This is a genomic window from Bradyrhizobium hereditatis, from assembly GCF_020329435.1.
Taxonomy (GTDB): domain Bacteria; phylum Pseudomonadota; class Alphaproteobacteria; order Rhizobiales; family Xanthobacteraceae; genus Bradyrhizobium; species Bradyrhizobium hereditatis.
Window position 1 is genome coordinate 1 of sequence record NZ_JAGKJK010000029.1, and the last position, 16755, is coordinate 16755.

Below are 16755 nucleotides of genomic sequence, written 5' to 3' on the forward strand. Positions count from 1 at the left end.
AGGTCTGGCGGGCCGAGATTGTCTTGTTGAGCGTGGACGGGTTCGGCATGCAGCGGACCGGCAAGTCCAAGACCTGCGTCTGGCGCTGGCAGGAACGTTTCATGCAGGAGGGGTTTCGAGGGCCTGCTGCGCGACAAGACACGTCCCTCGCGCATTCCGCCGCTCGGAGCGGACGTTGCAGCCCGCGTAGTGGCTCTCACGCAGGCGCCCGTCGAAGCCACGCACTGGACCGCGACCTTGATGGTTAAGAAGGCCGGCATCAGCGCCAGCTCGGTGCAGCGCATCTGGCGGGCGCACGGGCTGCAACCGCATCGTATCCGGCAGTTCAAGCTCTCGAACGATCCCAACTTCGTCGAGAAGCTGCATGACGTGGTGGGGCTTTATGTCGATCCGCCCGACCATGCCATCGTGCTCTCGGTCGACGAGAAGAGCCAAATCCAGGCGCTCGACCGCACCCAACCGGGCCTGCCCCTCAAGAAGGGGCGCGCCGCCACCATGACCCACGACTACAAGCGCAACGGCACGACCCTGTTTGCCGCCTTCGACGTGCTCGAAGGCAAGGTCATCGGACGCTGTATGCAGAAGCGCCGGCATCAGGAGTTCATTCGCTTCCTCAATCAGATCGAGGCTCAAGTCCCCGCCAAAAGGGCCGTCCACGTCATCCTCGACAATTATGCGACCCATAAGCACCTGAAGGTCCGCAAATGGCTCGATCGCCATCCGCGTTTCACCTTCCACTTCACCCCCCACCTCGTCCTCGTGGCTCAATGCCGTCGAAGGCTTCTTTGCCAAACTCTCCAAACGGCGCCTCAAACGCGGCGTCTTCCGATCAGTCCGCGAACTCAAGGCCGCCATCAACCGCTTCCTCGACGAAACTAACAACGATCCAAAGCCCTTCACTTGGACCGCAGATCCAGACAAAATCGTGGCCACCGTCAAACGAGGGCACCAATTGTTAGATTCGATCCACTAGGATGGCAGTCGGGCGCGGCCGCTAACTCCTGCCCGCGCGTGATCCTTGCCGCGAGCGGTGGATCGGCGCTCGAATGGTACGACTTCTTCCTCTACGGTATAGTCGCTGCGCTGCTGTTTCGGTTCCCTGTTGTCGTTCCTCACCTTCGGCATTGGCTTCGTAGTGCGGCCGTTTCGACGAATCGCTGTTCGTAGTTTTGGGGGATCGCTACGGCTGCAAACCGGTGCCGGTCACGACCCGGTGCTGGTCATCCGTTACACCATATGTGCTACCGCCTGCACCCGGGCCGCGATCTGGATCGGACCGAAGACCTGTCAGGACGACAGCCTCCGACACTGCGCGGGTGGCGGGCTGCCGGCGGTCATGCCGGCGCGAGCCTGATCGATGGTGCAACAACTGCGCGTCCTGCAGTCGCTCTGGGCGATGGAGCGGCGGCTGGCCGATGCTCCGGAATGGCCCTTGCAGACCCAGCTCGCGATGATCCACGATGCCGGGTTTGACGGCGCTGGCGTGCGCTTCGTCGATCCCGACTTCGCGACTGAGGCGACAAGCTTCCTGAGATCGCACGGCATGATCTGGCAGGCGCAGTGCTATCCGAAGACTGTCGATGAATTAAAGCCGGTGCTCGAGGCGGCTTGGCGCTGATCACGTCAACCTGCAGCCGGATATTCGTCCGCAGCGGCTGGAGGCTTGTATTCCCCTACTTGAAGGCTGGCGGCGGCTGGCGGAAGAGGCCGGTGTGGCGGTGCACGTCGAGACCCATCGCGACCGCATGACGACCGATCTGTTCTTCACCCTCCAGCTTCTCGATTGCTTCCTGCGGCTGACAGCTGATCTCTCGCATTATGTGGTCGGCCGAGAATTCGCCTGGCCAGTCGATGACACCAACCACGCGCTGATCCACCGCATTCCCGACAATGCTTGGGGCATTCATGGCCGGATTGGGAGTCGCGAGCAGGTGCAGGTCTCGCTTGGCTTTCCGCAGCACAAGCACTGGGTGTCTCTGTTCATGCGGTGGTGGGAATAGGGGATGCACTCCTGGAAGCGGCGCGCCGCACCGGACGCGACTCTCACTTTCCTCTGTGAACTGGGGCCGCCACCTTACGCCATCACAGGTCCAGACGGCCAAGAGCTTCCGATCGTTGGCAGGACGCGCTGGTCATGAAAAACATGATCCGGGCCTTGTGGGACCGGATCGCTGAAGAGCCGTGAACCGAACGGGCACTCAATTGCGTGCTCTCGTTCGCGATCATGCCTGCAAAACTCCAAATAACGCGCCAAATCGGGGCGCCCGCTGATCCTTTGTAGATGCGTGCTCGAAAAGAAAACAAACAGCTCAGTGCCTGAATGGAAACTTCCGTTATCGAGTATTCCGGCGGTTGGGTTGCAGCTAGCATCAGATCACCGGGACTAGTTCGGCTGTCGACGAGCAAGAGTGGCCTCATAGCGCGCTCTCCAGAGCCAGTTCAGTCCGGGCATGCGCGAGAACGTCGCGTTCCCGGAAACAGTCGAATGTCCGGTATTGGCGGATTGTGTTGAAGAAGTACCGAATGTGCCGTTAGGGATGGCGCGGAGAAGCGAGGCGTGCGCAGGCTTACCAGCGCTTAAGCGCGCTGGAGCGTGGGCAGCGGGATCAGCTTTGCCAGTTTCCGGAGTTTCTGGGCCGTGGCAGCCAGAAGGAACTCGTCTCGAGCGCCCAACGGGCCTCTCAGGCTGAGACGGTCGAGGCGCAGGATGCGCTTGAGGTGCGCGAAGAGCATCTCAATCTTCTTCCGTTCGCACCGGGACCTGACATAGGCATCAGTCTTGGCGATTTCGCGCGCAACGTCTCGAGCCTTTTCGTGGACTGAACGTGGGATCTTGCGAGCGGGCACCTTCGGACAGCAACGTGGCTTAAGCTCGCAGGCGTCGCAACCATGTTTGATGGCGCGATAAAGCAGTGTTGCTCCATCATTCACCAGGGTCCCCGTGGAAGTCAGCACCTTGCCTGCCGGGCAGATATAAACGTCGCATTGTTGATCGTAGGCGAAGTCTTCGCGTCAGAACATCCCATCCGCGCGGGCCGACTTGTCGAACACCGGAATGTGCGGCTCGATCCCCCGCTCGTTGACTAGCCATCCCAGCATCTCCGCCGAGCCATAGGCGGTATCGGTGGCCAGGCGCTCGGGACAGAGCTCAAGGCGCTCCGCTCGATCATTGTACGTGCCGCGCCGACCTCGGCCTGCCAGGATCGCTCGCGTCGCCTCGACGTCAACGATGATCGCGACCTTCAGGTCGATGAGGTAGTTGTTGGCGTAGGCGAAGAAGCATGTCCTTTGTGAGCGCCGGTCCATTGCGCGGCCAGATCCGATTTCGAGATGAACTTCGGTACCGTTTCGCTCGCCGCGCCCAAGGCAGCCTCATCCAGGGTGTCGAGATATTCCCGGACGGGTCGGCGCGTCCTGGCAATGGCCTCCCAATCAACCTCATCAACCCGGCGACAGAACGCTGCTTGTTGGCATCAGCGGCAATCAGGCTGGCATTGACCGCAAAAGCGGCCCCGTCGACCAACCCTTCTGCCACGCAGCGCCGAACCACGGTCTCGAACAACTTGCGCAGCAGATCGCAATCGCGGAAGCGGCCATGCCTATTTTTGGAGAAAGTCGAGTGGTCCGGCACCTCGCCGCCAAGCCCGAGCCGACAGAACCAACGGTAAGGCAAGGTTCAGGTGCACCTCCTCGCACAGCCGTCGTTCGGAACGAATGCCGTAGCAGTAGCCAACCAGCAGCATCCGGACGAGCAGTTCGGGATCAATCGAAGGCCGGCCAGTCGAGCTGTAAAATGGCGCCAGGTGCCGCCGGACGTCGGACAAATCGGCGAACCGGTCGATCGCCCTCAGCAAGTGAGTGGCGGGAACATGTCGTTCAAGCGAGAACTCGTAGAACGGCGCCGCCTGCATCGATTCAAGTCTCCACCCACACGGGGGAATGAATCAGCGATCCCCTTCGGCTTCAACAGGGGTCTTTTCAACACAATCGGCGCTTCGCTGACGTCAGACCGCGCGACAGTAACACGCGATTTCGTTGCGGCAGCAGACTCTGTTATCTAGGGCATGTGTTTCGAATTCCGCGGTGACGTATGGCGTCTCTCCGCGGCTACCGGGTCTCTGCAGAATTCAATATCCCGCCTGCGCGGATGCTTGCGCGCCGTTGAGCGTCGCCTGTTCTCTTGCTGACTGGCCAAGACCGATTCAACATCTTCCGCGCGCCGCAGTGTTAGCGGGATGCGGGTCGCGAGTGTACGAAGAACGTCCACTCGCTTTCGAAATCTGCAACGCGACCCAAGCCTTCTATTTGGGACTGCAGCGTGGGCAAGATGCTTGGAAGAAGGATTCGGAACGCAAGGGCAAACGGAAGCGTAAAGGCAAGAGCCTACCCGAATCGCCGGTCGCGTGACCGAGACGTTCACGCCATCGAACTTTTGATTCAGGACACTAGGCTGGAATCGAATTGCGGTACTTTGACCGCGCAAAGGCAAGAAGTTGGCGCTGATTACTCCGGGCGAGTGCTTATAGGCCCTGTCAGCTGGAATCCGTCGAGGAAAAGCCTTCGAACGCAGAACTTAATCGACGACACGGTTCATTTGCACGAAATAAGATCGAGATTCACGATCTGATTGGCGTCACCTGCGCGCCGATCAAGGCTGCCGCAACGCATTGGAGAGCCGCGTGGACGAAACCCTATATGGCACCCGTGACAAAAGGGGGAACTGGACGCCCAACAAAAGGCCAACGCGCCCTCCCGTCTTCGTCTGGCCAGTCCAGCCGAAGCGATTCCTGCTCTGGCTGTTCGGCTATCCTGGGTATCTGTGGCCCTGGACTACGGTCTTTGTCGCGGTCTCGCTCGTCGCGTGGATCTATCTGACACCTTCACTGAGTACGATGCGGGATGTCGGCGCCGGCTGGGTAATACTCATCCTCATCCGCAACGCGGCGCTGGCAATTCTCGTCTATGGCAGCCTCCATACGGTGCTGTACATCCAGCGGCGCCAGCAGACCGACTTCAAGTACAATGCCAAATGGCCCGACACGGACAATTCGGTGTTCGTGTTCGGAAGCCAGACCGCCGAGAATGTATTCTGGACGATGTGCAGCGGCGTGCCGGTGTGGACGGCCTATGAGGTATTCACTTGGTGGATGTTCGCCAATGGCTACATCCCTTATGTCGATCTTCGACAACATCCGGTCTATTTCATCGCTCTGTTGCTGCTCGTGCCGATGTGGGCGTCGTTGCACTTCTATTTGATCCACCGCCTGATCCATCTCCGACCGCTCTACCACATCATCCACAAGGTCCATCACAAGAACGTTAATCCGGGTCCTTGGTCCGGCCTGTCGATGCACACGTATGAGCACATCATCTACTTCTCCGGCGTGCTGATCTATTTGGTCGTGCCCTCGCATCCGCTGCACGCAATGCTCTGGCTTATGATTCAGGCGCTGCTACCGGCGCGGGGCCATCTAGGATTCGACCGGATCGTGACGGACAACGAGAAGTTCATCGACACTGATGGCTACAATCATTACCTGCACCACAAGTACTTTGAGGTAAACTATGGCGACCGTCTGATCCCGTTAGACGAGTGGCTCGGCACGGCGCATGATGGTTCGCCGGAGGCCGACGAGGCGATGTACAAGCGGATGAAGGCTAAGAAGTACTCGCGCCCAGTCTCGCATTATCATTAGAAGGCGGGTTGGTATATGCGCTTTCATTCCGCATGCGCTGAGTGCACGCCGACAGCTGGCTTTCTGCCGAGGGCAGCGCTAGGTGTGGCCGTAGATCATGCCTCACCATCGACGCGGACGCCATCAGGCCTAAATCAGAGGACGGCACATTGACTACCGCAGGAGAGTGGGTGGCGGCGTGCGCGCTCGATGCATTGGAGTCCGAAGAGACACTTCGCTTCGACCACGAAGGGCGCACATTTGTGATTACTCGCTCGCCGGAAGGCGACTACTTTGCGATCGACGGCCACTGTTCCCACGAGAAGGTCCATCTCGCAGATGGCGTCGTCGATGGCTACATTATCGAATGCCCTAAGCACTTCGGAACGTTCGATTACCGAACCGGCGAGTCACAGGCGCCGCCGGCATGCATCGACCTGCGCAGCTATGAGGTCAAGGTCGAGGGCAACACTGTCTTTATTAAGATCTGAACCGGCCAGAGCGGGGGACAGCATTGTGGCGAAGCAAGGCCTGATTGTACTGCAGCCACTCTGGGCGATGGAACGGTGGACCGCATCGAGCGCCCCATCAAACATAACCTGACGATGATCAATAGAGCCGGATCTGACGACAGCAGCATGTCACGCGTCGATCCCGCGCGCGTCGCCCTGATCGCGCGCGCCCTGTCCGGCACTGGGCTGGTATTGCTACTGAAAGGCTGGATCAGGGTGGCACAGAACGCTGGTGGGCCGATCTACTTCGATGTGCACGCGGGATTCGAGGCGCTACCTCTCGAACATGGTTCGGTCGTTTGAGCGACGAACGCGCAATGGTTATCGTGGGGGCGGGCGAGGCCGGAACGGCCGCAGCCGTTGCCCTGCGCGAGTGCGGCTGGCGGGGGCCAGTCATCCTGATCGGCAACGAAGTCATGTTGCCATATGAGCGACCGCCGCTGTCTAAGGCGATCCTGGTCGAGGAGATGAATCCTGGACCCAAGCTTCTCGTCACTCCCGAGCGCCTGGCAGAGTTGGCAATCGATTATCTCCAAGGACGGAATGTCGAATGGATAGATCGCGCGGCACACACCGTCACCCTCTCCGACGGGGCACAGCTGGCCTACGAACGACTATTGCTGACCACCGGCGCCCGCCCTCGAAAATTGAGCGTTCCGGTCGCGCCGGAAAGCAGAATAGCGACGCTGCGCACATATGCGGACGCGTTGGCTATTCGCCAAATCATTAGGCGAGGGTGCGAGGTGGTCGTCATTGGCGGCGGCTTTATCGGGCTCGAAGTTGCCGCGAGTGCGGTGTCGAGAGGCGCTTCGGTGACTGTGGTCGAGGCGGGCCCGCGTCTGCTGACGCGGGCAGTCCCAGCGCCCGTGGCCGAACTCATCAGGGCCAAGCACGAGCGTGCGGGCGTGCGCATCGAGAGCGGGGCCATGGTCGAGGGTATCGACGCGCATGAAGGACGCTCCAAGGTCGTGCTGGCAGACGGCCGCACGCACCTCGCCGATCTGGTGCTCGTTGGGATCGGCGTCGTGCCAAACGTCGAACTCGCGCAAGCGGCTGGATTGGCCGTCGACAACGGCATCGCGCTGGATGAGACGCTGACTACCTCGGATCCGCACGTCTTCGCGGCAGGCGACTGCTGTTCGTTCCCGCATCGCCTCTACGGCGCGCGGATGAGGCTGGAGGCATGGCGCAACGCGTGGCAACAGGGTGCGGCGGCCGCAGCCAACATGCTGGGTGCGAACCGCCCCTACGAGAACGTCCCGTGGTTTTGGTCAGATCAATACGACGAGACGCTCCAAATCGCCGGTCTCTGTCGTGAAGAGAACGTCCCGGTAGCCAGGAACCTTGGCGCGAAGGGCCACCTCTTCTTTTACCTGGCCGCCGATGGACGCCTGGTCGCCGCATGCGCCTTCGGCAGCCTGGGTGCGATCGCCAAGGAAATACGTTTAGCCGAGATAATGATCGTCAGAGGGCTTGCTCCCAAGGCTGAGGCGCTCGCAAATCCGGCGGTTAATATCAAATCTCTATTGATTTAGCATCGAGTCTTCCGTTGCGTAGGCGGGAGCGACAAAGAATTCCTTCGCTGGCTTGAAGCAACGCTGTGCGCGGCTTCATGAAACCTCAAAATCGTCGTGGACATGGTTTGCGCCCTGATCGGTTCCTTGAAGGCGTCCAGTGAGTGAATAGTTTTGTACATCAACGCCGAATTTGCGGCTCTGTGCGGAAACTGTAGTCCATGGATTGGAACGGGTTCGGATATTCCTGGAAGTGTCGGCCCGAGCTGGGCAGATCCTCGAAGCAGCAAAGCAGTTGCGGCTGAACCATGCGACTGTTGCTCGCCAACTCGCCGCGTTGGAGGAGAGTCTTATTGTCAAGCTGCTAGAGCGTCACTCCGCTCGTTGCGCGCTCACGGTGGCAGGCGAGGACCTGATCGCGTCGGCTGAACGCGCCGAGAGCGAGTTTCTCAAAGTAGGCCCAAGCATCGCAAGCGACCACCGAAGCGACCGACTGGCACGGTGCGCCTCGGGGCATCGGATGGCTAAGGAAGCGACTTTCTCGTCGACCGCTTGGGAGCGCTGGCGGCCAAACATCCAGGACTCATCGTTCATCTCGTGCCGCTTCCCTGCACGTTTTCGTTGTCAGGCAGAGAGGCGGATACTGCGACTATCCTCGATCGGCCGAAGTGGGGACGGCTGATCCTTCCAAATTGACCGACCACACACTCAGCATCTATGCGTCTGAGACCTATGCCACGAAGATCCGGTCCGCAATCAAGCCGAGCTGGGGGGCGGGTTCGTCACACATCTCGAAGATTTCGTGTACAGCTGGGCGCTGGACTAAGCTGGCATCCCTTTCCAAGGCAACGATGCTTAAGATGCAATCTCAACGCAGAGCTGCTTAAATGGAAGCGACGCGTCGAGTAGTCGCTCCCGCGTTATTGGACGGTTCGCTTCGATGAGTCGACGCAGCGGCGTTACCTCACGTCCGTTGTCTAGGAGAATGGCCTTGGAGGCGTCCATCGGGGTCGATACCCAGTGCTGCTAAGCGGCCCTCGGAGTTCTCACGCTCGAGCCACTCCAGTCCCACGCCACAGTCCCCTAAGATCTGGATGTTATGCTTTGTATTGGTCGGTCCAATGCCAAGATAGCTCGACATAAGGCTTGTCGACCCCGCAGACTGCATGCGCCACCAGCGATTGGCTGGTACTGTGCGACCTACCAGGTCTCAAACCGCTTTTAGTGGCCGCCTGACTGGGGGACACGAGCGACTTCCCCGGCTGCGAAGATCGATGCCATCGAGGTGCGCTCACACTCGTCAGCGAGAATGCCGTCCTGTACGGCAATGCCCGCTTCGCGCGCGAGCTCGGTATTAGGAACAGCACTAATGGCAACGAGAAGGACGTCGACTTCAAGTTCGTCCCCATCCGTAGCGATGCGCAAGCAATGCCGCTCCGGTCTTACATCGCGTACTGGGCAGGCCAACCGGATCCGAACGCCGGCAGCCGATACCAGCTCTCTATGCGAGCGCCAATCATGGACGGCACCCATCGTGCCATGACGCGCTCCGACATCTCCAGCACCGTGACGCAACAGCCTAGTTTCGTCGCAGCAGCGGCAACCTCAAGCCCAATAAGGCCCCCCATAACAGCTAGACGCGCCCCCGGCCGGAGTCGTCCCCTCAGAGCTCGGGCATCGGCAAGGCTGCGGAATGTGAGCACGCGTGGATTATGCGCGCTAGCGAGAGGCAGCGTGCGCGCGCTCGCGCGCCGGTAGCGATAACTAACGAATCGTATGGGATGAGATCACCAGCCTGCGTTTCGACATGCGCCGCCTGGACATTGAGTCGAGCTATACGGGTGCCGAGACGAAGGTCAATGCGCTGCTTTACGAAGGCATCGTGGGTACGTTGCATCAGCCCACGAGGCCGCTCTTCGCCGAGCAGAAGTTCCTTCGAGAGCGGCGGCCGATCGTTAGGCAGTTCGTCTTCGTTGCCGATGAGCAAGATATTTCGCTCGCAATCAAGGCGACCTAACAGCTCGGCCGTACGGCGACCGGATTGGCCGGCCCCGACTATTAGGGTGCGTGTGTCACAGATCAACCTGAACGATGCCGCGCTCGACGCGTGTTGGATACGTCGCCACCTCTACTTCTGCTGTTTCGTCCAGTGCTTTTCCGGTCCGGATATTGAAACAGGCCCGCTGATCGTGTAAAAGCCATTGTCCGATCGAAATACGGCAACTCGCATTTCGCCCACCTGCACCACTTTGGGCGCGCCGGAGATCTTCTGCGACTGGCGGGCGACGCGCGTGCTGCCGAACTTTCCGGGCGAAGGCAAAATTCTGGAAAATCGGGCATCGGATCGAGCTCAACCTACGACGTCACGCGTGAGCAGATAGCGTAGGTCGCGGAAATTTTGGACGCGTTCGCCGGGAGCTCGCGTTGCGTCCCAACGAGGCGCCCGCGCCATTTTCATCGTAACCTGAAGGGCAAGCGCATGCTGAACTCTGCCGTCTTCCGCAACATGTTTGGCGACGATGAAATGCGCGACATCTTCTCCGACACGGGCCTGGTTCAGCGGTATTTGCAAGTCGAGGGCGCTCTCGGGCGAGCTAAAGCGAAGGTTGGAATCGTTCCGCCTCAAGCAGCTGCCGCCATTGAGGATGCCGTCGGCGGTTGTCAGGCGACTTCGAGGGACTGCAGCGCGAAACCGACAATGTCGGCTATCCGATCCTGGACATTGTTCATCAACTCGCCGAGCAGGCGGGCGATGCCGACTGCTTCGTGCATTGGGGCGCGACTACTCAGGCCATCATAGATACTGCTAGTGTTCTGCAGATTAGGCTCGCCATTGAGCTCCTGGAACAGAAGCTTCTGGCTATCAGGCAGAAGATGACGAGGCTAGCAGCGCGTCGCCGCGACACTCCGATGGCGGGGCGTACGCATCTCCAACAGGCGCTTCCAATAACGTTCGGGTACAAGGTCGCTGTCTGGCTCTCGATGGTTGGTCGTCATCTGGATCGTCTGACCGATCTCCGCGCGCCCGTGCCTGTCGGTTCGCTTTCCGGTGCTGCCGGCACTCTCGCCTCGCTTGGCGATGGTGGGTTTGAGGTCCAGGCGGCACTTTGCGAGGATCTCGGTCTGGTGCAACCGGCCTTTACTTGCACGCAGCGCGGGACAACGTGGCCGAGATCGTCGGCCTGCTTGGACTGATTACGGGATGGCTGGCGAAGGTCGCGACCGACGTGATGTTGATGATTTCGACCGAGTTCGGTGAAGTCGCCGAGCCGTTTGTAGGGGCGCGGCGCGTCGAGCAGGATGCCCCAAAAGCGCAATCCGATCTCCTGCGAACTGGTTGTGGCAATCTCAAAAGCCGTGCGGCAGCATGTCGGGCTAATTTCTCGACGCGATGGTGCAGGATTTCGAGCGCGCGACCGGACCCTGGCTTCTCGAATGGATAGCCCCGCCGGAAAGCTTTATTCTTACGGCTGCGGCCTGCTCGCACGTGATTATTATGATCGACGGACTTTCCGTGGACACCAAGCGGATGCGTGAGAATTTGGACCTTACATCACGGCTAATCGTTTCCAAAGCGGTGATGATGGCTGCTGCAAGAAAGCTTGGTAGGCAGCGCGCACGACCTCGTCTATGCGGCTTGTCGTGAGGCACGCGAGCGTGGAAGCCGATTGCACGACGTCCTACTTGCCTTGCCTGAACTTGTCGACGCGCTGGGCAGCGCCGAGGCGGTGGAACGTCATTGCGATCCCGTCAACTATCTCGGGCGGTCCAGACAAATGGTCGATCGCGTGCTGTATATGAAGCGAGACGCGAAGGTACCCACGTAGGCGCAGTAAAGATCAAAGGGAGAAATTTGCAAAGAGAAACGTCGCTACCGCAAGCACCTCCGTCAATGGAGCGCACCATCTACGAGGCGTCTGTTCAGTAGTAATTTCCGAAAAAGCAACAGCGCGAGGCTCGAATCCGCCATAAGACCAAAAAGGAGGAGCTCCGCTCGACCAGCCGACGGATGAACCGTATGCAGCTTGCGCAACCCTCACCTCCTGGCGAGAAGACTTTTGGCGGAGCGCGGTCGCTGCAAGCGGCTTTCAAAACGGTCGGCGGGGTGGATGCTGCGACTTGCGATGAAGGCTCGTCCCTTTACGTCGCGATAGACGCGAACAATCTCGATCGCGTCGGATTCCGGCTCTGTGCAAAGAAGCTTGGCGATCCGCTTTGGTACCCCGTCGCGATGATCCGCTGCTGTATTTCGATCGTCTGATAGCCGGTGAACTCTTCGATAAGATTGCTGATAAGTCCTCGATAGCCACGGATCTTTTCTCGCACGAGAGGGGCGAATGTTGGACTAACATAAACGTCCGTCCAACACAGCGGGGGAGCAGAATTGACTGCGGACAGACGAACACTCGACACGCGAAAACAAGCCTGGCCCACGAGCGATTCGAGTAGAGTAGGGTCATCTACCGTCTCATTTTCGATCTCCTGTACCCGTCGCTCGGTCTTGGCGGCGTATTGGACCACATCCTCGATATCGGCCAAGGTCTGGTTAAAGCTGGCGGGACCAACCGAAGGCCGTGCAGCCCTAGTTCCGGCATTGCAGCGGCGAGAAACCATTCCGGCCTGCTGCAACTCCCTCAGGGCCGCTCGAATGGTGGACCAGCTGACGTCGAACTGCTCGGTAAGCTCCAGCTCCGTCGGAATAACGGAGCCGACCGGGCATTCACCGCTGACGATCCGTTCTTCCACCAATTTCGCGACAACGGCCCAATGCGTCGGCAAGCGACTTCCCTCCATTGATCTCGTTCTAGAACACCTACGAAAAATTAGAAGCGGCATCGGACAAAGGATGAAAAATATACCTAAACGATAAGTCAGTATTAAATTCATCGCGGGCGCACTAACGAGGCGAGAAGGCTTTGATGGGCGAACACTCAATCCAAAATCTTTGCCGTCCGCGCGCGCCGTCTGCCTGATCACCGCCGGACCCTTGGAGCGCGAAATCTGCCTGGCCCGACCAGACGACCATGCCACATATCCTGAACGGGTCGGGAAAACTCCGCGTGCCCAGTGCGGCTTCGCGGCTTCGTGCGGGTCCAGGTGATGGTTACCCTACCGCCGCCTCTCAGAGGCGCCGCCGCTGCGTCGATAGCTCAGACACCAAGATCCCAGCGGCCGTCCCAACGTGCCGTTTCAGTCGCTGTCAGAGATGTTGCTCGCATCGGCGCAGGTCGTCGACGAAAGAAAACTGTCGCATTCGATCCAAAAGCGCAGAATTTCGCCTAGCCAAGGCCGCATATCGGCGAAATTCAGTAGGAGCAGCCAATACTATTTGCGTTTAAAAGAAGAAGTAGGACGACCGCAAAGGTCCCAGAGTCAAAAATACGCAAGGTAGGAAACTATGAGCCGTTTGGTCAGCCGTCGCTGCACGTCCTCAAGAAGCACATTGTGATCTAGTGATCGGCGCGACGCTAAACCGGCGCGAGGGGAGGAGAAACGAGATGCCAGCCACGAACAATGCCTTTGTGAAGTTTTCCGACGTGCAGAAGACTTACGACGGGGAAACGCTGGTCGTTAAGAATCTCAACATAGACATCGCCAAGGGGGAGTTTCTGACCCTACTCGGGCCATCCGGCTCCGGCAAGACGACGACGCTCATGATGCTCGCCGGCTTCGAGGCGCCCACGCAGGGCTGGATTCTTCTGGAGGGGCGCTCGATCGATAACATGCCCCCGCACAAGCGAAACATCGGCATGGTGTTTCAAAACTATGCGCTGTTTCCACATATGACCGTTGAGGAGAATCTGGCCTTCCCGCTCAAGGTCCGCAAGCTCGGCAAGACCGATATCGAGGCCAGAATAAAGCGGGCGCTCGATATGGTTCGGCTTGGCGCCTACGCCAAGCGTCGTCCCGGACAGCTTTCCGGCGGCCAGCAACAGCGCGTCGCACTTGCCCGAGCGCTCGTCTTCGATCCGAAGCTTGTGCTGATGGACGAGCCGCTGGGCGCGCTGGACAAGCAGCTGCGCGAGCAGATGCAGCTTGAGATCAAACATATTCATGAAGATCTCGGAGTTACTGTGGTCTATGTGACGCATGACCAGAGCGAAGCGCTGACCATGTCCGACCGCATTGCGGTGTTCAACGACGGTGTCATTCAGCAGCTCGCGGGGCCCGCCGAGCTGTACGAACAGCCACGCAATGCGTTCGTTGCCCAGTTCATAGGCGAAAACAACCAACTGAGCGGGAAGGTCGTGGCGCTGAATGGCACGACCTGCGAAGTGGAAATTCCTGGTGCGGGCAACGTGCGGGCGCTGGCGATCAATGTCGAGGCGGTTGGCCGACCGACGGTGCTGTCGCTGCGTCCGGAACGTGTGAAGCTGAATCCTTCGCCAGGCTCACTGCCGAACGTCTTCGATGCGCGGGTCGCAGAAGTGATCTATCTCGGCGACCATGTGCGCACCCGGGTCTCGGTCTGCGGCCATGATGATTTTGTAGTCAAGCTGCCGAATTCGGACGGTGCGGTTCAGGTCGAGCCGGGTGCAGCGATCACGATCGGCTGGAAAATGGAAGATTGTCGGGCACTGGACGCTCCGTAATTCAAGACTCCGCCGGATAGATTTGAATACCGCCTCCGTTCTTAGTCTCATATAGCAGGGAGAGAGTAGCCGATGAGGAAGTCACTGATAATTGCGAACGCCTTGGCCATGACCGGCTTGGCAATTGTGATTCTTGCGCAGGCGGAGCCCGCCTTTGCAGGTGATCAGCTCACGATCACATCCTTTGGCGGGGCTGCCCAGATGAGTGAGCGCAAGGCCTACTTCGAACCTTTCGCCAAGAAGACCGGCATCAAGATCACCGAAGGGGAGTACAATGGCGAGGTCGCCAAGATCCGCGCCATGGTCGACTCCAAGAGTGTGAGCTGGGACGTAGTCAAAACCGACGCGACGACAGCGGCGCAAATGTGCGCCGAAGGCATTATCGAGAGGATAGACTGGAAAAGGTTGGGTCTCGACCGATCCAAATTCGTGGAGGGCGACGACAATGACTGCGCTGTGCCGGACGATTTCTATGCCACGGTACTCGCCTATGACAAGATCAAGCTATCAAACGGCCCGAAAACCCTTGCAGATCTGTTCGACACCCAAAAGTTTCCCGGCAAGCGCGGACTGCTTAGGAGCCCGTTCGGCAATCTTGAATGGGCGCTAATCGCGGACGGCGTGCCCGTCAAAGACGTCTACAAGATTCTCGGCACGCCCCAAGGCGTCGATCGTGCCTTCAAGAAATTGGATACAATCAAGAAAGACGTCATCTGGTGGCAGACTGGTGCCCAGGCGCCGCAGCTTCTTGCGGACGGTCAGGTTGTGATGACCTCGGGTTGGAACGGCCGGATCTACGATGCGATTAAGAATTCCGGCAAGAGTTTCGAGTTCGTGTGGGCTACGCAGGAACTTGGCTGGAATTCATGGGTAATTCCGAAGGGCACTTCGCGCCTGGACGAGGCCTACAAGTTCATCGCCTTCGCGGCATCGCCGGCGCAACAGGCAGACAAGACCCGCTACATCGCCTACGGGCCTACCAACAAGGACGCGATCCCGCACGTGGATCCGGCGATCTTGCCCTGGCTGCCGAACGCTCCCGACAACATGCACAATGCACTGCTGATCGACGCACATTTCTGGAGTGACAAAGGCGATGATCTGCGCCAGCGCTTCACTGCCTGGATTGCGAAGTAAGGCAAGACAGATGCCGCGAGGAGGAGCTCCGGCCCTCCTCGGCCGAGCAAATGAACTGAGAGAGGAGCCGATGGCGACGATGGCCGTCCAAATGGCCGGCAAGGCCGACCGCGTGCCGCTGCGGACCAAGCTGCAGCGGGTCGAGCGCCGGCGTAAGCTGAGGGCCTTCGCGCTCGTCTTGCCGCTCCTGCTATTCATTCTGGTTGCATTCGTCATGCCGATCGGCCGCATGATGTTTAATGCGGTCTACGATGATACGCTGCTGACGCTAATGCCACGGACCATGGCAGCGCTAAGTGACTGGGATGGCAAGGATCTTCCCGGTGAGAGCGCCTATGCCGCTCTTGCGGAAGATCTCAAACAGGCTTGGACGCAGAGAACTGCGGGCGCAATTGGCAAGCGAATGAATTATGAGCTTCCCGGAGCCCGCAGTGAGGTGATGTCGAGCGCGCGCAAGGCAAGCATGCTCTCCGTTGGCCCATATAAAACCGCGCTGATCGAGATAAATCCGATCTGGGGGCAGCATGAGGTCTGGAGCCTTCTCAAACGTGGAACGTCCGCTCATACGGCCTATTACTTGCTGCGTTCGGTCGATTATCAATATGGCGCTGACAGCGAGATCGTAACCGCTCCGCCAGAGAACGCCATTTTCCGCGACATCTTCATGCGCACGCTCGAAATCAGTGTTAGCGTGACGCTTGCGACTCTCATATTGGGCTTCCCGGTAGCTCATCTGCTCGCGACGTTGCCGCTGAAGACCAGCAACCTGCTGCTGATGATGGTCATGCTGCCGTTCTGGACGTCGTTGTTGGTGCGCACCACGGCATGGGCTGTGCTCCTGCAGCAGCATGGAGTCGTCAACGACGTTTTGATGGCATTGCACCTCATATCGCAGCCTGCTGAACTCATCTACAATCGGGTAGGCACAATTGTGGCCATGACCTACATACAGCTGCCCTTCACGCTCCTTCCAATTTACAGTGTGATGAAAACGATCTCGCCGAGCCTTGTCAGCGCCGCTCGCTCGCTCGGTGCTGGGCCGTTCTACGCCTTCTGGAAGGTCTACTTTCCCCTAACTTTACCGGGGATCTCCGCGGGCGGTTTGCTGACCTTTATCTTGTGCCTCGGCTACTATATCACCCCCGCCCTGGTGGGCGGACCAAGAGATCAGATGATCAGCTACTTCGTTGCCCGCTACACCAATGAGGAGCTCAACTGGGGCATGGCTTCGGCTCTTGGGGCCATCCTGCTGACAGTTACTCTGTTGCTCTACTATGTCTTCGGCAAGTTAGTCGATGCCGATCGCGTCAAGATGGGGTGAGAA

General features: G+C 59.1%; 16 protein-coding genes and 3 pseudogenes. 11 read left to right on the forward strand and 8 right to left on the reverse strand.

Annotated elements, in window-relative coordinates:
- Positions 1-973, forward strand: a pseudogene (locus J6524_RS35300) (IS630 family transposase); the annotation flags it as partial.
- Positions 974-1357: 384 nt separating this feature from the next.
- Positions 1358-2185 (forward strand): annotated as a pseudogene (locus J6524_RS35305) (sugar phosphate isomerase/epimerase family protein).
- Between the two features lie 392 nt (positions 2186-2577).
- Here J6524_RS35305 and J6524_RS38285 read toward each other — a convergent pair.
- The 4 genes from J6524_RS38285 to J6524_RS38300 all read right to left on the reverse strand — a co-directional run bounded on the left by J6524_RS38285 (position 2578) and on the right by J6524_RS38300 (position 3911).
- Entirely contained in the window at positions 2578-2931 is a 354-nt protein-coding gene (locus J6524_RS38285; RefSeq protein ID WP_512699578.1) for a transposase, read from the reverse strand.
- Between the two features lie 81 nt (positions 2932-3012).
- Positions 3013-3306 carry a hypothetical protein gene (locus tag J6524_RS38290; RefSeq protein WP_512699581.1) on the reverse strand — a complete coding sequence of 98 codons (294 nt, stop codon included), beginning with the start codon at positions 3304-3306 and terminating at the stop codon, positions 3013-3015.
- Positions 3224-3673 carry a transposase gene (locus tag J6524_RS38295; protein ID WP_512699579.1) on the reverse strand — a complete coding sequence of 150 codons (450 nt, stop codon included), beginning with the start codon at positions 3671-3673 and terminating at the stop codon, positions 3224-3226. The genes J6524_RS38290 and J6524_RS38295 overlap by 83 nt, the downstream gene beginning before the upstream one ends.
- Entirely contained in the window at positions 3600-3911 is a 312-nt protein-coding gene (locus J6524_RS38300) for a transposase (RefSeq protein WP_512699580.1), read from the reverse strand. Before J6524_RS38300 ends, J6524_RS38295 begins: the two co-directional genes overlap by 74 nt.
- Positions 3912-4679: 768 nt before the next feature.
- On the opposite strand from J6524_RS38300, the gene J6524_RS37770 reads away from it, so the two are divergent.
- From J6524_RS37770 to J6524_RS35335, 5 genes are all read left to right on the forward strand, one after another.
- Positions 4680-5696 (forward strand): sterol desaturase family protein, encoded by a 1017-nt coding sequence (locus tag J6524_RS37770; protein ID WP_225678503.1) that lies wholly within the window; start codon positions 4680-4682, stop codon positions 5694-5696.
- A gap of 149 nt (positions 5697-5845) precedes the next feature.
- Entirely contained in the window at positions 5846-6166 is a 321-nt protein-coding gene (locus J6524_RS35320; protein ID WP_225678504.1) for a Rieske 2Fe-2S domain-containing protein, read from the forward strand.
- A gap of 75 nt (positions 6167-6241) precedes the next feature.
- Positions 6242-6490 carry a hypothetical protein gene (locus tag J6524_RS35325; protein WP_225678505.1) on the forward strand — a complete coding sequence of 83 codons (249 nt, stop codon included), beginning with the start codon at positions 6242-6244 and terminating at the stop codon, positions 6488-6490.
- Between the two features lie 14 nt (positions 6491-6504).
- Positions 6505-7722 carry an NAD(P)/FAD-dependent oxidoreductase gene (locus J6524_RS35330; protein WP_225678523.1) on the forward strand — a complete coding sequence of 406 codons (1218 nt, stop codon included), beginning with the start codon at positions 6505-6507 and terminating at the stop codon, positions 7720-7722.
- Between the two features lie 232 nt (positions 7723-7954).
- Positions 7955-8383 carry a LysR family transcriptional regulator gene (locus J6524_RS35335; protein WP_376712121.1) on the forward strand — a complete coding sequence of 143 codons (429 nt, stop codon included), beginning with the start codon at positions 7955-7957 and terminating at the stop codon, positions 8381-8383.
- A 539-nt stretch (positions 8384-8922) separates the two neighbouring features.
- Here the strand turns inward: J6524_RS35335 and J6524_RS38105 are convergent.
- From J6524_RS38105 to J6524_RS38115, 3 genes are read right to left on the reverse strand one after another with little or no spacing between them, the layout of a single operon-like run.
- The gene (locus tag J6524_RS38105) at positions 8923-9234 is read right to left on the reverse strand and encodes an FAD-dependent oxidoreductase (protein WP_376712119.1); all 312 of its coding nucleotides are present in this window, start codon (positions 9232-9234) and stop codon (positions 8923-8925) included.
- Positions 9144-9479 (reverse strand): FAD-dependent oxidoreductase, encoded by a 336-nt coding sequence (locus tag J6524_RS38110; RefSeq protein WP_376712122.1) that lies wholly within the window; start codon positions 9477-9479, stop codon positions 9144-9146. The genes J6524_RS38105 and J6524_RS38110 overlap by 91 nt, the downstream gene beginning before the upstream one ends.
- A complete protein-coding gene (locus tag J6524_RS38115; protein WP_376712120.1) occupies positions 9365-9784 on the reverse strand; it encodes an FAD-dependent oxidoreductase in 420 nt (139 codons plus the stop codon). Before J6524_RS38115 ends, J6524_RS38110 begins: the two co-directional genes overlap by 115 nt.
- 396 nt (positions 9785-10180) lie before the next feature.
- On the opposite strand from J6524_RS38115, the pseudogene J6524_RS35345 reads away from it, so the two are divergent.
- Positions 10181-11528: pseudogene (locus J6524_RS35345) on the forward strand (class-II fumarase/aspartase family protein).
- Between the two features lie 313 nt (positions 11529-11841).
- On the opposite strand, the gene J6524_RS35350 reads toward J6524_RS35345, so the two are convergent.
- The gene (locus tag J6524_RS35350; protein ID WP_225678507.1) at positions 11842-12480 is read right to left on the reverse strand and encodes a GntR family transcriptional regulator; all 639 of its coding nucleotides are present in this window, start codon (positions 12478-12480) and stop codon (positions 11842-11844) included.
- A 719-nt stretch (positions 12481-13199) separates the two neighbouring features.
- Between J6524_RS35350 and J6524_RS35355 the strand changes: the two genes are divergently transcribed.
- The 3 genes from J6524_RS35355 to J6524_RS35365 all read left to right on the forward strand — a co-directional run bounded on the left by J6524_RS35355 (position 13200) and on the right by J6524_RS35365 (position 16752).
- Positions 13200-14294: an ABC transporter ATP-binding protein gene (locus J6524_RS35355; protein ID WP_225678524.1), complete on the forward strand. Its 1095-nt coding sequence runs from the start codon at positions 13200-13202 to the stop codon at positions 14292-14294.
- A gap of 108 nt (positions 14295-14402) precedes the next feature.
- A complete protein-coding gene (locus J6524_RS35360) occupies positions 14403-15431 on the forward strand; it encodes an ABC transporter substrate-binding protein (RefSeq protein ID WP_225678525.1) in 1029 nt (342 codons plus the stop codon).
- Positions 15432-15501: 70 nt separating this feature from the next.
- A complete protein-coding gene (locus J6524_RS35365; RefSeq protein ID WP_225678508.1) occupies positions 15502-16752 on the forward strand; it encodes an ABC transporter permease in 1251 nt (416 codons plus the stop codon).
- The last annotated feature ends 3 nt before the right edge of the window (positions 16753-16755 follow it).